General features: G+C 47.6%; 15 protein-coding genes. 11 read left to right on the forward strand and 4 right to left on the reverse strand.

The annotated features are described in order from the left end of the window. Window positions 1-24: 24 nt before the first annotated feature. Complete coding sequence (locus A1sIIB142_RS04845; RefSeq protein WP_095693880.1) at window positions 25-1,026, reverse strand: glycosyltransferase family 2 protein; 1,002 nt, start codon at window positions 1,024-1,026, stop codon at window positions 25-27. Window positions 1,027-1,062: 36 nt separating this feature from the next. On the opposite strand from A1sIIB142_RS04845, the gene A1sIIB142_RS04850 reads away from it, so the two are divergent. Both A1sIIB142_RS04850 and A1sIIB142_RS04855 read left to right on the forward strand, forming a co-directional pair. Continuing rightward, the gene (locus A1sIIB142_RS04850; protein ID WP_095693881.1) at window positions 1,063-2,163 is read left to right on the forward strand and encodes an LCP family protein; all 1,101 of its coding nucleotides are present in this window, start codon (window positions 1,063-1,065) and stop codon (window positions 2,161-2,163) included. Window positions 2,164-2,208: 45 nt separating this feature from the next. Next, window positions 2,209-3,519 (forward strand): UDP-glucose dehydrogenase family protein, encoded by a 1,311-nt coding sequence (locus A1sIIB142_RS04855; RefSeq protein WP_095693882.1) that lies wholly within the window; start codon window positions 2,209-2,211, stop codon window positions 3,517-3,519. Here the strand turns inward: A1sIIB142_RS04855 and purE are convergent. The 3 genes from purE to A1sIIB142_RS04870 are packed head-to-tail and all read right to left on the reverse strand — an operon-like array spanning window position 3,516 to window position 5,908. Beyond that, the gene (gene purE, locus A1sIIB142_RS04860; RefSeq protein ID WP_095675122.1) at window positions 3,516-4,031 is read right to left on the reverse strand and encodes a 5-(carboxyamino)imidazole ribonucleotide mutase; all 516 of its coding nucleotides are present in this window, start codon (window positions 4,029-4,031) and stop codon (window positions 3,516-3,518) included. The genes A1sIIB142_RS04855 and purE overlap by 4 nt on opposite strands. Next, entirely contained in the window at window positions 4,024-5,184 is a 1,161-nt protein-coding gene (locus tag A1sIIB142_RS04865; RefSeq protein ID WP_095693883.1) for a 5-(carboxyamino)imidazole ribonucleotide synthase, read from the reverse strand. Before A1sIIB142_RS04865 ends, purE begins: the two co-directional genes overlap by 8 nt. Beyond that, entirely contained in the window at window positions 5,141-5,908 is a 768-nt protein-coding gene (locus A1sIIB142_RS04870) for a biotin--[acetyl-CoA-carboxylase] ligase (protein WP_190283251.1), read from the reverse strand. The genes A1sIIB142_RS04865 and A1sIIB142_RS04870 overlap by 44 nt, the downstream gene beginning before the upstream one ends. A gap of 12 nt (window positions 5,909-5,920) precedes the next feature. Here A1sIIB142_RS04870 and A1sIIB142_RS04875 point away from each other — a divergent pair, with 12 nt between their 5' ends. The 9 genes from A1sIIB142_RS04875 to A1sIIB142_RS04915 are packed head-to-tail and all read left to right on the forward strand — an operon-like array spanning window position 5,921 to window position 15,721. Continuing rightward, on the forward strand, window positions 5,921-7,498 hold the full coding sequence (locus A1sIIB142_RS04875; protein WP_095693884.1) for an acyl-CoA carboxylase subunit beta: 1,578 nt from the start codon (window positions 5,921-5,923) through the stop codon (window positions 7,496-7,498). Window positions 7,499-7,500: 2 nt separating this feature from the next. Further along, a complete protein-coding gene (locus tag A1sIIB142_RS04880; protein WP_095675125.1) occupies window positions 7,501-7,683 on the forward strand; it encodes an acyl-CoA carboxylase subunit epsilon in 183 nt (60 codons plus the stop codon). Beyond that, a complete protein-coding gene (locus A1sIIB142_RS04885) occupies window positions 7,683-8,285 on the forward strand; it encodes a Maf family protein (RefSeq protein WP_095693885.1) in 603 nt (200 codons plus the stop codon). The genes A1sIIB142_RS04880 and A1sIIB142_RS04885 overlap by 1 nt, the downstream gene beginning before the upstream one ends. Beyond that, window positions 8,282-10,000 (forward strand): acetyl/propionyl/methylcrotonyl-CoA carboxylase subunit alpha, encoded by a 1,719-nt coding sequence (locus A1sIIB142_RS04890; protein ID WP_095693886.1) that lies wholly within the window; start codon window positions 8,282-8,284, stop codon window positions 9,998-10,000. The genes A1sIIB142_RS04885 and A1sIIB142_RS04890 overlap by 4 nt, the downstream gene beginning before the upstream one ends. After that, the gene (locus A1sIIB142_RS04895) at window positions 9,997-10,827 is read left to right on the forward strand and encodes a purine-nucleoside phosphorylase (protein WP_095693887.1); all 831 of its coding nucleotides are present in this window, start codon (window positions 9,997-9,999) and stop codon (window positions 10,825-10,827) included. Before A1sIIB142_RS04890 ends, A1sIIB142_RS04895 begins: the two co-directional genes overlap by 4 nt. Then, on the forward strand, window positions 10,745-12,463 hold the full coding sequence (locus tag A1sIIB142_RS04900; protein ID WP_223299177.1) for a phospho-sugar mutase: 1,719 nt from the start codon (window positions 10,745-10,747) through the stop codon (window positions 12,461-12,463). The genes A1sIIB142_RS04895 and A1sIIB142_RS04900 overlap by 83 nt, the downstream gene beginning before the upstream one ends. Further along, the gene (gene deoC / locus A1sIIB142_RS04905; protein WP_095693889.1) at window positions 12,460-13,407 is read left to right on the forward strand and encodes a deoxyribose-phosphate aldolase; all 948 of its coding nucleotides are present in this window, start codon (window positions 12,460-12,462) and stop codon (window positions 13,405-13,407) included. Before A1sIIB142_RS04900 ends, deoC begins: the two co-directional genes overlap by 4 nt. Before the next feature lie 13 nt (window positions 13,408-13,420). Beyond that, window positions 13,421-14,869, forward strand: coding sequence for an aldehyde dehydrogenase family protein (locus tag A1sIIB142_RS04910; protein WP_095693890.1), 1,449 nt, complete (start codon window positions 13,421-13,423; stop codon window positions 14,867-14,869). Continuing rightward, a complete protein-coding gene (locus tag A1sIIB142_RS04915; RefSeq protein WP_095693891.1) occupies window positions 14,870-15,721 on the forward strand; it encodes an aldehyde dehydrogenase family protein in 852 nt (283 codons plus the stop codon). It abuts the gene before it with no gap. Window positions 15,722-15,726: the final 5 nt, after the last annotated feature.

A 15,726-nucleotide genomic window follows, 5' to 3' on the forward strand; every position in this document is an offset into this window, starting at 1 on the left:
AAGGCTACCGCAGCCTGTTGCTACTTACTCCGATGAAGGCACGAGAGTCTTTGGGGAAGATATGAATCCAGCACCCCACGCGAAGTGCATTGTGGGTAACACAAGTAGTAATAGAAAGAATTCGCGAATTGAAGACGAAATCTTTACTGCGGCTCCCAGGACAAAGAGCGTATAGATCGCAGCTGGGAAAAAAAGAAATGGCGAAAGGAGTAGTCCAAGTATTACTGAGGCTAAGAACCCAACGAGTGCAACCGGTGGCGCCAGGTAACGATAATTGATTGTTCCCTTATGTCTCCTAGAAACTACTCTGCGCCAGCGGCCGTATTCAAAGTATTGTTTTGCAAGAGCGCGCACTGTTGACCGTGGGCGATACGTCACGTGAAGTCGGGGATCAAAGTAAATGACTCCTCCGTTTTCACGTAAGCGAAAATTGAGTTCCCAATCTTGAGCGCGTGTAAATCGTTCATCGAATCCGCCGATTGCAATCAGGGCCTCTCTGCGAAAAGCTCCGAGGTAGACAGTATCTACAGGCCCCGCTTCTCCTCCAGTGTGAAAACGTGATGCACCAACTCCGAATGCACTGCGCATTGCACCTGCAACAGACTTTTCAAAGATCGTTTTCCCAACAGCGGCCATAACACCGCCGACATTGACAGCGCCTGTCTTATTGAGCACCTCAACTATTAAGGAGAGGTAATTCTGGGGAATCTCAGCATGGGCATCGACTCGCACCACAACTGGATTCAATGATTGCCGAAGTGCAAGATTCAGACCCATCGCTGTCTTGCCCGTGGGGTTTTCTACAATCACAACTCGTGAATCTGCCGAAGCTATGCGCTTTGCAATTTCTAGTGTTCTATCTTTTGATGGACCGATTGCCAAAATGACTTCTATGGGGCCTTGGTAATCTTGTGAAAGTATCGAGCGAACTGAGCTCTCCAGATGTGATTGCTCATTGAGCACAGGCAAGATCACGCTAATTGATGGGTGCGGTGAGCCAATTAACTCTTGCATTGGTGTCGCCATAACCCCTCCACGCTATCGTGCAAGTAATCTACGTATGTGAAATCTACTCGGGCGATTCGGATAATTACATCACTCTCTTTAGGTGTTGTAATACTAGCCTCGCTTTCATGGGTTGGATTGGGTCAAGTCAGTGGTCAAATCTCGCGTATCGATGTTTTTGGAAAGCTCACAGACCGTCCTGAGAAAACTTCTCGGGCCCTTAATTACTTGGTTGTGGGTTCTGATTCTCGCGAAGGATTGAGTAAGGAAGAAATTCGAGCACTACGTGTAGGTAGTACAGCAGTTGCTGCCGGTGGACGTTCGGACACAATGTTCTTGATTCACATAAGTAAGAGCAGAGATGCCGCATTTATCGTCTCCCTGCCTAGAGATACCTTGGTTCAAGTTCCCGCACATAAGAGCCAAGATGGAACGACAGATATTTCTGAACGCCCTGGAAAGCTCAATGCAGCATTTGCCTTCGGTGGCGCCCCTCTACTTATCCAAACTATTGAGACCAAAACTAATTTAAAGATTGACCATTACGTCGAAGTAAACTTTGCCGGATTTACTCGTGTAGTTGATGCCCTGGGTGGAATTGAAGTCTGTACCAGCGTTGATATCGATGATCCAAAGAGCCACTTAGTACTGAGCGCCGGCACGCACACCTTGGGTGGAATTGAGGCACTTAAGTATGTGCGAACACGTGATTACGATGGTCGCGGAGATATTGGGCGCATGGAGCGTCAACAGAAGTTTGTCAGTTCGGTCTTACGCAAAGCCACAAGCAGTGGCGTATTGCTAAACCCAATTAAATTAGCAAATTTCTATAACGCAACTATTTCAACGGTGAAGATGGATTCTGGTGTGAGTAAGAATGACCTGCTCACCTTGGCAAAGCAGATGCGTAATCTCTCTTCCGGCAATGTGCGCACGCTAACCGTTCCACTTTCGGACCCCAATGGAAGAGATCCAGTTGTTGGTTCAGTTGTGATTTGGGATGAAGAGCTAGCCGCAGACTTATGGACACGTATTCGTGATGATAAAGCGCTGATAGATGAGGTAAAGCCTTCACCAAGTGCTACAGCTGCGCCAATCAAAATCGATAAATTTAAGACGAAGACGGCGGCGGAGAATCCCTGCGCTCCTAAGAAGTAGTCAAAATGGAGAGATTTCAATTATGGCTGCAATAGACTCCTGCGCATGACCCTTAAGCTCTCGGTGATTGGCTGTGGTTATCTTGGCGCCACTCACGCAGCATGTATGTCCTCACTCGGTTTCGAGGTTGTTGGAGTTGATACAGATCAGAGCAAGGTTGATCTTCTCTCTCGTGGAGAACTTCCATTCTATGAACCAGGTTTAGATACCCTGCTTGCAGCAGAGATGAAGACTGGCAAGCTCTCATTTACAACAGATTTCTCTGCAGTAAGCGATGCCGATGTTCACTTTATCTGCGTGGGAACCCCACAGAGTAAAGATGGGCTGGCCGCAGATCTGACCTATGTGAAGTCATCGGTTGCCGCAATAGCCCCACATCTTAAAGAGGGTTCACTTGTTGTAGGTAAATCAACTGTTCCAGTAGGAACTGCTCAACTATTACGCGATCAATTAGCAATATCTGCCCCACAGGCAGACCTTGCCTGGAATCCAGAATTTCTTCGGGAAGGTTTTGCTGTTGAAGACACTCTGACCCCCAATCGCCTTGTTGTTGGTGTTGTAAATGATCGTGCCGAACAAATTCTTAAAGAGGTCTATAAACCAATCATTGATCTTGGCACTCCGTGGATACGCGCAGACCTACCAACAGCAGAGCTTGTCAAAGTTGCCGCTAATTCATTTCTTGCGACAAAGATTTCATTTATTAACGCAATGGCTGAAGTCTGCGAGGCAGCAGGCGGAGATGTCACAGTTCTTGCAAAAGCAATTGGATATGACCCACGAATCGGTAATCGATTCTTGCAAGCAGGAATTGGTTTTGGTGGTGGATGTTTACCAAAAGATATCCGTGCCTTTATGGCGCGCGCGCAGGAACTTGGCGCAGATCAAGCACTTGAGTTCTTACGCGAAATCGATGCAATTAACATGCGAGCCCGTCAACGAGTCATTGATGTTGTTCGCGCCGACCTTTCAGAAGACCTCACTCAATACAAGATTGCAATATTGGGTGCAGCGTTTAAACCCGATAGCGATGATGTGCGCGACTCCCCAGCACTTGATATAGCAGCTCAACTACAAGCAGCTGGTGCAACTGTTGTCGTTCATGACCCTAAGGGAATAGAACCTGCACGTAAGCGTTTTCCAAACCTTGATTACCAAGAAAAGGTAGTCGATGCAGTCAAAGGCGCTGACGCTATCTTGCACCTGACGGAATGGAAGGAGTATCGCGAACTAGATCCTTCAGTAATTGGACAACTTGTGAAATCTAAATTCTTAATTGATGGTCGTAATATGCTCGACCGTAATCTCTGGCGTGCAGCTGGTTGGCGCGTACACGCACTAGGTCGAACTGACTAGAACCCAGTTTTTTGATTGCGACGGGCGCTTAATTGAGCGCCCTTTGCTTTTGCCTCTTCATTGATTGCTTTGAGAGATTCTGAAACCTTGGCAGAGATAGCTGCATCAGAAATTCCAAGAATGCGCGCCGCAAGTATTCCCGCGTTCTTTGCATTTCCTACTCCAACAGTTGCAACCGGAATTCCAGCAGGCATCTGCACAATTGAAAGTAGCGAATCCATTCCATCTAAATTCTTCAGTGCGACAGGGACTCCGATTACCGGAAGTGTTGTGAGCGATGCAACCATGCCAGGTAGATGAGCTGCCCCACCAGCACCAGCGATAATTACCTTAAATCCTTTTGCTTGCGCCTTTTGTGAAAAATCAACCATCTCGAGCGGCATGCGATGGGCAGAAATAACATCTACTTCATAAGAGATACCAAATGAGTCAAGAACTTTGGCAGCTTCTTCCATGACTGGCCAATCAGAGTCAGAGCCCATGATTATCGCTACATCTTTAGAATTACTCATCGATTGCCCCGCTCATGTAGTCCCGTGCATGCTGCACATCTGTGGTTAATTGTAGAAGGTCGGAGCCGATTGCGGTGACATGACCAATCTTGCGCCCTTTTCGAACTTCCTTCTTATATTGATGAAACTTAAGGTCTGGGTTTCGAGCCATCAGGTGTAAATATGGGCGATACATATCGGTTTTATCGCCACCTAGAATATTTCCCATCACAGCAAACTCGTGAGTCATGGCAGGTTCACCAAGTGGCAGATCGAGTATTGCTCGCAGGTGTTGTTCAAATTGGCTTGTTCGAGAACCATCGATGGTCCAGTGTCCAGAATTATGTGGACGCATTGCGAGCTCATTAATGAATAAGTGATCACCTTTTACAAACATCTCAACTGCCATCACGCCAATGACACCTGCTTCTGCTGCAATATCTAGCGCCAGCTTCTGCGCTTGTTCTGCAATCTCGTCAGAGATGCAGGGTGCGGGCGTGATGGTCATGGTGCAGATTCCATCTTCTTGCACGGTCTGTGTTGGGGCCCACGATGTTGCTTGACCATGAGGGGAACGTGCAACCATGACGGCAATCTCAGAATCAAATGAAATCAGCTCTTCAATCAATAATTTTGGGGTGTGCTTTAACACTTCAGCCAATTCACCCTGAGAATTAATCTTCCATACTCCACGCCCGTCATAGCCGCCTGAAATGGCCTTTGCAATCAATGGGTACTGATCTACTTCAGATGTGGCAGTGATTACCTTCCACGCTGGTGCTTGATAATTTGCTAACTTCTTACGCATCTCTGCCTTATCTTGTGAATAGACAAATGCCGATGATGCTGGATACACACGTACACCTGCTGCCTCAAGTCCTTTAATGACTGGTAGCGGCACAAGTTCGTGTTCAAAGGTAATGACATCACAGCGCGCAGCAAAACTCTTGAGCGCCTCTAAATCTGTGTAATCACCAATCACATGGCTATTAATTTGAGCCGCTGAATCATCTGCACTTTGTGCGAAAAGAAGGAGATTGATTCCGAGCGCCGAAGCTGGTGCAACCATCATGCGTGCTAATTGGCCAGCGCCAATGACGCCAACTGTTGGGAATCGCTCGTTCACTGCCTTATCGTAGATGAACGATGTCTCCAACAGTAATTCGTGAGCCATCTTCTAGAATCAACTCCCCGTTTGGGCTGATACCGACTGCGACTCCGCTCTTGATAACTCCACCTGGAAGTTCTGCCTGGATCTTCGCACCGATACTGCTACAGCGTTCGAGATAGAGATGGCGGAGATCCTCACCGGCTTCCCAGCGTTCTAAAAGATTAGCGAATTCGTTAAGGAATGCTGCCAAGATGACATTGCGATTGAGTTCGCAAAAATTTTGCAACGACAGTGAAGTTGCATGGGTAACAGGAAGTTCTGATTCTTGCATCGCGACATTAATTCCGACTCCAATAATGATGCCATCATCAGCCGTTTGAGCAATCATTCCGCCAGCTTTCAATCCATTGATTAAAAGATCATTTGGCCATTTCAGCGATGTGCTCATTCGAGGATCAAGTGTTGAGAGTGCGAAACTTGCACTGAGCCCAACAATGAGAGGTAAGAGCGACCACTCACTCTGATCTCGCTTTGGTTGAATGTAAAAAGAGAATAGAAGTGCTGATGCTTGCGGTGCTTCAAATGTTCTATCAAGTCTTCCGCGTCCGGCACTTTGATAATTGGTAACAAGAACATCGCCGGTACGTGCCTCTGCTCGCTGTACAAGATTGAGTAAATCTTCTTGCGTGGAACCCGTGACTTCGACCACGCTTACTCGCCAGTACCGCGAGATTTTTTCAGAGATCTGCACGGTATCCAGCGGTGGTCTTGGCGTATCTGTACTCACGACTAGTACCTTATGTTCATGAGCCCAGATCTGCACACTACCGCGGGGAAAATTGAAGACCTCCGTGAGCGAATTGATGAAGCCGTTGACGCTGGTTCGACAAGAGCCCGAGAGAAACAGCATGCCAAGGGCAAAGGAACAGCTCGCGAGCGAATTGAGATGCTCGTTGATGCCAATTCATTTACTGAGATAGATGAGTTCGCACGTCATCGTGCGCAGAACTTTGGAATGGATAAGAACCGTCCATATGGCGATGGTGTCATTATTGGAACAGCAACTGTCGATGGTCGCCCAATCGCTCTGTACTCGCAAGATTTCACCGTCTTCGGCGGATCACTCGGTGAAGTTCACTCTGAAAAGATTGTGAAGATTGCAGAGTTTGCACTCAAAGCAGGTATCCCACTTATCGGTATTAACGATTCAGGTGGAGCGCGAATTCAAGAAGGTGTTGCATCGCTCAATGGTTACGGAAAGATCTTCCGTCTGAACACTCGCTCATCAGGAGTCATTCCACAAATATCTCTCATTCTCGGACCTTGCGCCGGTGGCTCTGCCTATTCACCTGCCCTCACAGATTTCACCGTGATGGTTAAGGAAACTTCGCATATGTTCATCACCGGACCAGATGTCATCAAGACTGTCACTGGCGAAGATGTTGGAATGGAAGAACTTGGTGGCGCATTTACTCACAGTACAAAGTCAGGAAATGCTCACTACATGGCAGATTCTGAAGCTGATGCGATTGATTATGTGAAAGCGCTTCTGTCTTATCTTCCATCAAATAATATGGATGGTTCTCCAGTTTTGCCTCCAACACAGAACCTTGATAAGAACTCATCTGATGTTGCACTCAATACTTTGATTCCAGACAGCCCTAATCAGCCATACGATATGAAGTCACTGATTTCAGCTCTTGTCGATGAAGGTGAATTCCTTGAAGTCCACGCTCTCTATGCGCCAAATATTGTTGTGGGTTTTGCACGTATTGAAGGACAATCAATCGGTGTTATCGCCAACCAACCTTCACAGCTAGCTGGAACACTCGATATTAATTCATCTGAAAAAGCAGCACGATTCCTGCGTTTCTGCGATGCTTTTAATATCCCAATTCTTACCCTCGTCGATGTTCCAGGATTTATGCCTGGCACTGAACAAGAGTGGGATGGAATCATTCGTCGCGGTGCAAAACTACTTTATGCGTACGCTGAAGCATCAGTTCCGCTTGTCACACTCATTACCCGTAAGGCATATGGCGGAGCATTTATTGTGATGGGCTCCAAATACCTTGGCAGTGATATCAACTTTGCCTGGCCATCGGCAGAAATTGCAGTGATGGGGGCACAAGGCGCGGTCAATATCTTGTATCGCAAAGAGTTATCTGAATCTAAGGATCAGAACGCCAAGCGAGCCGAACTCATTACTGAGTACACCGAGAAGTTTTCAAACCCATACTTGGCTGCAGAGCGCGGAACTATCGATAGCGTGATTGAGCCTGAAGATTCACGTCAGTACATCACTAAGGCTTTCCGTACCTTAAAGACAAAGCGCGATACCTTGCCGGCACGTAAGCACGGAAACATTCCGCTTTAGCAATGAAATTCACGGTCATATCTGGAAATCCCACTCCAGAGGAACTCCTCGCGCTGCAAGCAGTTTTGGTCAACCATAAATCTGTTGATCTCACACCAGTGATTAAGCGAAGCATCTTTGGGCGGCCTCAACTACGACAACCACTGCCTCATCACATTGCCTTTGGCCCAAGAAAGATGAATTAATGCCGCGTATTGTTCTTGCTTCCCAATCAACTTCCCGCCGTAGGCTCTTAGAAGATGCGGGACTTAAGCCAACAATTATTGTGAGTAATGTTGATGAAGAGACTGACTTTTTCAACGCTATGAGCCCAACGGATATGGTGATTGCGCTAGCTGTTTCAAAAGCTCAAACGGTGCGCGAGATGATTGATTATCCAGCCATCATTATCGGTTGTGATTCAACATTTGATGTTGATGGAGTTTCATTTGGAAAACCTGGAACCACAGATATTGCCATTGAACGAGCAAAGAAAATTAGTGGGCGCACCGGACTACTTCATACAGGTCACTGCATTATTGATACTGAGAAAGGTATTGAAATTGCAGATCGCGTCACCACGAAAGTGACATTCACCGATATGACCGAAGAAGAAATCACCGACTATGTTGCATCCGGTGAGCCCCTTCACGTCGCCGGTGGTTTTACTCTCGATGGCTTCGGTTCTCCATTTATTCCGGTAATTGAAGGCGATTACACTAATGTTGTCGGTATATCGATGCCCTTTCTTCGTGGCGCAATGAAGCAACTTGGATATTCTTGGCCACAGGTAAAGGAGATGTCATGAAGCGCGTTCTGATTGCTAACCGAGGCGAAATCGCCTTACGCGTTATTCGTGCCTGCAAAGACCATGGCCTTGAAAGTGTGGCCATGTATTCAGAAGAAGATCGCGATGCGTTGCATGCACAGAGTGCCGACTTTGCTTATTCACTGAATGGAACACTTGCCAAAGATACTTACCTGAATATTCCAAAGATCATCGCACTTGCCAAAGAAGCAAAGGCTGATGCGGTACATCCTGGCTATGGATTCCTCTCTGAAAATGCCGACTTCGCACAAGCAGTCCTTGATGCAGGCCTCATCTGGATTGGACCTCCCCCAGCGGCAATCAGTGCGCTCGGCGATAAAGTCTCTGCTCGTCGCATTGCAGCAGCTGCTGGTGCGCCACTTGTTGCAGGTACAAAAGATCCAGTTACTGGTCATGGCGAGGTATTGGCATTCGCGAAAGAACACGGGCTTCCTGTTGCAATTAAAGCTGCCTTCGGCGGAGGAGGGCGTGGTCTCAAAGTTGCTCGCACTATGGAGGAAATCCCAGAGCTCTATGACTCAGCCGTGCGGGAAGCGATTGCAGGTTTTGGACGCGGTGAATGCTTTGTAGAGCGCTACCTTGATAAGCCGCGCCACGTTGAGACTCAAGTACTAGTTGATAAGCATGGCCACGCAGTTGTTGTTTCAACCCGAGACTGTTCATTGCAACGCCGACATCAAAAACTTGTAGAAGAAGCGCCAGCACCATTTCTAACAGATGCTCAGAATGAAGAGCTCTACCGCTCAAGTAAGGCGATTATGAAAGAGGCAGGCTATATCGGTGCCGGCACATGCGAATTCCTTGTTGGACAAGATGGAACAATTTCATTCTTAGAGGTAAATACTCGTCTGCAGGTAGAACATCCAGTCTCTGAAGAAGTCACCGGCATTGACTTAGTGCGTGAACAGTTCCGAATCGCAATGGGTGAAAGTTTAAGTTTCGATGATCCTGTAGTGCGTGGGCACTCAATTGAATTCCGTATTAATGGTGAAGATCCAGGGCGTTCATTCTTGCCAGCTCCTGGTCGCATTACTGTGTGGAGTATCCCCACTGGTCCTGGCGTTCGGGTTGATGCAGGTTTCCGTAACGGTGATGTTATTGGTGGAAACTTCGATTCACTTCTTGCCAAACTCATTGTTACCGGTGCAACTCGTGAACAAGCCATTGAACGTGCTCGTCGCGCTCTTGCCGAGTTTATAGTTGGTGGACTAGCTACAGCACTTCCGTTTCACCGCGCAATTCTTGAAGACCCTGCCTACACAGAAGATTTCAAGATCTATACCGGTTACATTGAAAATGAATTTATCAACGAGATTCCAGCATTTAAATCTGTTCCTTTAGATATTCAGACGAAGGTTGCTGCTGAGAAATTAGTTGCTGAGGTTAATGGAAAGCGGTTTGAGATTCTCGTTCATGCACCAGAACCAGTCGTAAAGCGCCACCGTGCAAAGCAATCTTCTGTTACTGGCGCAGCTGGCACCGGACTCGCATCCCCGATGCAAGGAACGGTGGTAAAGATTGCCGTGGAAGAAGGACAGAGCGTTGAAGCGGGTGACCTTGTTATTGTGCTTGAAGCCATGAAGATGGAGCAGCCATTAACTGCCCATACCAGCGGTGTGATTAAGAACTTAAAAGCTGTAATTGGTGAGACTGTGGCTAGTGGAACAGTTCTCTGTGACATTATTCAGGCATGACCTCAACCGATCTTCTCTACTCCGATCCTCTCTCCGCCGCTACACAAGCGGCGAAAGAAATCGCCCAGCGCACGGGTGTGCCATCGCACGATGTTGCACTGGTGATGGGTTCGGGTTGGGTGGGCGCAGCTGATGCACTTGGCACTCCGGCCTTTGAATGCAATGCAGATGAACTCACTGGATTCTTAGCTCCAGCAGTAGAAGGTCACTCCGGAAAAGTTCGCTCATACGAAATCAGCGAAAATGGCAAGACGATACGAGCGCTAGTTTTTCTTGGTCGCACACACTTGTATGAAGGCAAGGGCATGGAGCCAGTTGTGCACGGTGTACGCACTGCAGTCAAAGCCGGTTGCAAGGTTGTCATTTTAACTAATGCCTGCGGTGGAATTAACACCTCCTACAAGGTTGGTCAACCAGTCATTATTCGCGACCATATTTCACTTACTGCCGCCTCACCCCTTTCAGGTGCAACATTTATTGATCTCACAGATCTTTACAGCAAGCGAATTCGCGAGATTGTAAAGAAGGAAGATTCATCTCTCGCTGAGGGCGTCTATGTTCACTGGCGCGGGCCTACTTATGAAACTCCGGCAGAAATTCTCATGATGCGCACCATGGGTGCCGATTTAGTGGGCATGTCTACAGTTCCGGAAGCAATTGCAGCTCACGCACTCGGCGCTGAAGTTCTAGGCATTTCCTTGGTAACAAATGCTGCAGCTGGTGTGACTGGCGAGAAGTTAAACCATGAAGAAGTCATTGCCGCAGGTAAAGCTGCTGCGAGTCGCATGGGATCACTTCTTAAAACCACAATTCCAAAGCTCGTATAAGGAAAGTTACTTTCTTCTTATGGATGCATCACTGAAGGCAGAAGTAGAGGCATGGATAGCCGATGACCCGGATCCACAGACAGCCGGCGAACTTCAGAAAGCACTTGATGCCGGTGATGAAGAATTACTTAAGAAGTATTTCAGTGGATTTCTCCAATTTGGTACGGCAGGTTTACGTGGGCCGGTAGGACCCGGTCCTTCAGCTATGAACCGCGCCGTAGTCGGCCGCACAGCAGCAGGAATTGCTGCCTATATGAAATCTCATGGAATGAATTCAGTTGTCATTGGTCAAGATGCACGTCATGGATCGGCTGAATTTACCCAGGAGAGCGCATCAATCTTCAGCGGTGCCGGCATGGATGTATACGTTCTGCCTCGTCCGCTTCCGACGCCAGTATTGGCTTTTGCTACGCAGTATTTGAAGTGCGATATCGGAATTATGGTGACTGCTAGCCATAATCCTCGACAAGATAACGGCTACAAGGTTTATGTCGGACCGAGCGCCGATGGAATCAACTACGCCTGCTCGCAAATCATCAGCCCCACCGATCAGTTGATTACCGATCAGATCACTTTAGTGAAATCCTTGAAATCACAGCCTCGCAGCAAAGAATGGAAAATCGTTGGTGAGGATTTAATTACCGAATACGTAAGGCGCACTGCACAGTTAGCCCCCCGTCCCGGTGATCTCAAGATTGTCTACACCGCGATGCATGGCGTTGGAACCGAGACTGTGCAAAGAGTCTTTAACCATGCGGGTTTCGCCACCTTAATTCTAGTTGATGAGCAATGCACTCCTGATCCAGATTTCCCAACACTTGCTTTCCCAAACCCGGAGGAACCTGGCGCAATTGATTTAGCACTGAAGAAAGCTCGCGATTTTGGCGCTGAGCTGGTAATTGCTAATGACCCAGATGCTGACCGATGTGCGGTGGCAATTAAAGATCCTAAAGTCGGCTGGCGAATGTTGCGCGGAGATGAGCTTGGAATAATCTTCGGCGAATGGATTGCACGCACCAAGCCATCTGGAACATTCGCAACTTCTATCGTCTCTTCCTCAGCACTGGGCAAGATTAGCGCGCACTATGGAATCAAATACAAAGAGGTGCTCACGGGCTTTAAGTGGCTGGCAAAGATTGAGAACCTGTCCTTTGGATATGAAGAAGCGATTGGTTACGCAGTTGACTCCGAAAATGTTAACGATAAAGATGGAATATCAGCTGCAATCTTCATCGCTCAGATAGCAATCGATTTAAAGCGCGATGAACTCACAATTTCTGACCTGCTCGATGAAGTATGGGCCCGACATGGTTTCCATGGCACGGAACAGATTTCAATTCGCGTCGCTGATCTATCGGTGATTACTGGTCTACTCGCACGGCTACGCCAGCACCCACCACAAGAGATTGCCGGACGTGGCGTTGAAGCTATCGATGATTTAGCTGCTCCTATAAACGGATTACCACCAACAGAAGGGCTGCGAATCTGGCTTGCGGGGGGAATTCGAGTCATTGTGCGCCCCTCAGGTACGGAGGCGAAAATCAAGTGTTATATCGAAGTCGTGACAGCAACGTCAGGTGAGTCACAGAAAATACTCGACGAGATTCGCCAACCTCTGAAAGAATTCCTTTCATGAGTTTCTATGGCCTAGTTGATGGATCTGAGAAATCTCTTCTTAAATTCTTAGAACAACTATCTGGTGTTGATCAAGTGGGTGCAGATTCTCGAGCTGCAATGCTGGCAACTCGTAGTATTAAGACAACAAGCAAGAAATGGGCGATTGATACCGCAATATCCATGGTTGACCTAACAACTCTCGAAGGTGCAGATACACCTGGGAAAGTTCGCGCCTTGTGTTCAAAGGCAGTCAGGCCTGATCCAACGGATCCAACAGTTCCTAGCGTAGGCGCAATCTGTGTCTATAACGATATGGTTGAAATAGCTCGCACACATTTAGATGCAATCGGTGGCGAACATGTTCCAGTTGCCGCTGTCTCCACTGCGTTTCCATCTGGCCGAGCTTCCATGGAGGTGAAGATTCAAGATACTCAAGATGCAATCAATGCGGGTGCAGCTGAAATTGATATGGTGATTGACCGTGGAGCATTCTTGGCAGGTAAGTATGGAATGGTCTTTGATGAGATTGTAAAGATTCGAGAAATTTGTGGCCAGAAGGCCCATCTTAAAGTTATCTTTGAAACTGGCGAACTCGTCACCTATGACAATGTTAGAAAGGCTTCCTACCTTGCAATGCTTGCAGGAGCTGACTTCATCAAGACTTCCACAGGAAAGGTGGCTCCTGCTGCTACCCCGCCAGTTGTGCTTGTGATGCTTGAAGCTGTGCGTGATTTTTACACACTCACACAACGAAAAATTGGAGTCAAGCCTGCCGGCGGAATCCGGACTACGAAGGATGCAATTAAGCAATTGGTTCTGGTAAATGAGACTGCAGGACCTGACTGGTTAACTCCGCAGCTATTTCGAATCGGGGCAAGCGCGCTTCTCAATGATTTACTGATGCAACGCATGAAAATGTCAGATGGCTACTACGCTAGCCCTAACTACGTATCGATTGACTAGGAATGGGCGCAAGATGACCTTCGAATATGCACCGGCGCCGGAATCTAGGGCGATCGTCTCAATCAAGCCTAAGTATGGTCACTTCATCAACGGCTCTTTTGTTGCCGGAAAGAAGCACTTCCCAACCATCAATCCTGCGACCGAAGAGGTGTTGAGCCTTATTTCTCTGGGTGGTGTGTCAGATGTTGATAAGGCGGTTGCAGCGGCACAAAAGGCTTATACAAAAACCTGGTCAAAGCTTTCAGGTAAAGAACGTGGAAAATATTTATATCGAATTGCTCGAATTCTGCAAGAACGTGCACGTGAGTTTGCCGTCCTTGAGACTCTCGATAATGGAAAGCCAATCCGTGAAACTCGCGATATTGATATTCCACTCGTTGCAGCACACTTTTTCTATCATGCAGGGTGGGCCGACAAATTAGATTACGCAGGTCTCGGTCACTCCCCTAAAGCCTATGGCGTTGCGGGACAGATCATTCCTTGGAATTTCCCACTGTTAATGCTGGCTTGGAAAGTTGCACCGGCACTTGCCACCGGTAACACCGTGGTTCTAAAGCCAGCAGAGACAACCTCGCTGACTGCTCTTCTTTTTGCCGAAGTCTGTCAGCAAGCTGAATTACCAGATGGAGTAGTCAATATTGTCACCGGCGATGGCTCTACTGGCGCAGCGATAGTGAACCATCCAGGAATTCATAAGATTGCATTCACCGGATCTACGGAAGTTGGGAAGAAGATTGCTCGCGCTATTGCAGACACGATGACGAAGGCAACCCTGGAATTAGGTGGAAAAGGTGCCAATATTGTCTTTGATGACGCCCCAGTAGATGAAGCAGTCGAAGGAATCGTCAATGGAATCTTCTTTAATCAGGGACATGTCTGCTGCGCGGGATCACGGTTGATTCTGCAAGAGAGTATCGCTGATGAAGTGATTGAAAAACTAAAGGTAAGAATGTCTAAGATTAGAGTCGGAGATCCTCTCGATAAAAATACTGATCTCGGTGCCATCAACTCAAAGGAGCAGTTGGTAAAGATTAAAGAGCTCTCAGCAATCGGAGATGGCGAAGGCGCGCAACGTTGGAGCCCACAGTGCAATCTGCCTGATAAAGGTTTCTGGTTTGCTCCAACAATCTTTACTGGTGTCACTCAGGCTAACCGAATCGCGCAGGAAGAAATCTTCGGTCCAGTTCTGTCAATCCTAACTTTTAGAACTCCCCAAGAAGCTATCGACAAGGCAAATAACACTCCCTTCGGATTATCTGCCGGTATCTGGAGCGAGAAAGGCTCACGAATTTTCTGGGCTAGCCAACACCTCAAAGCTGGAGTTATCTGGGCAAATACCTTTAATAAATTTGATCCAGCATCGCCATTCGGAGGTTATAAAGAATCTGGATGGGGTCGCGAAGGTGGCAAGCATGGCCTTTCTGCATATTTAAAAAATGGCAAAGAGACTGGGGCGAAGTAAATGACTACTAAGAAGCAGCCTCGTGTTGATGTGAAGAAGACTTACAAACTCTTCATCAACGGCGCATTTGCTCGCAGTGAATCTGGTCGCGTATTTGAAGTAACCGCCAAGAATGGGGATTTCATTGCTAACCCTGCACTGGCATCACGTAAAGATCTACGTGATGCAGTGACAGCGGCGCGCGCTGCGCAATCAGGGTGGGCAAAAGCCACTGCATACAATCGTGGTCAAATTCTCTATCGCATCGCTGAAATGCTTGAAGGCAGAGCAGAACAGTTTGAATCTGAAATTGCACTTACTTCGCAGATAACCGCGGCTAAAGCCAAGGCACAAGTAACAGATGCTATTGATCGTTGGGTTTGGTATGCCGGCTGGAGTGACAAACTTCAAGCAGTCAGTGGAGCCACAAATCCAGTCTCTGGTCCATTCTTCAATTTCTCAATCTCTGAGCCGCAAGGCGTGATTGCCATCGCATCTGATGTGAGTTTTATCGATTTCATCGATGCTATCGCCGCCGCCGTAGTCTCAGGTAATACAACTCTTGTTCTTGTTCCTGGTTCACTTGCAGTACCAGCCATGACTTTCGCCGAAGTGTTGGCAACAAGTGACCTACCGGCTGGTGTCATCAATATCCTGACCGGATCACTTGATGAACTTGCCCCCTGGGCTGCATCTCATATGGATATTGATGGTTTTGATATCTCTGGTATTAACAAGAAAAAACATGGAGAACTGAAGGTAGCTGGAGCTGAAAACTTAAAGCGGATTCATGCATTTAGTACTGGTCAAAGCCCGTCAAGAATTCTTGCCTTTATGGAATCTAAAACTGTCTGGCACTCAGTCGGGGTATAGCGAAC

It is taken from the genome of Candidatus Planktophila versatilis, from assembly GCF_002288345.1.
In the GTDB taxonomy this organism is placed as follows: domain Bacteria; phylum Actinomycetota; class Actinomycetes; order Nanopelagicales; family Nanopelagicaceae; genus Planktophila; species Planktophila versatilis_A.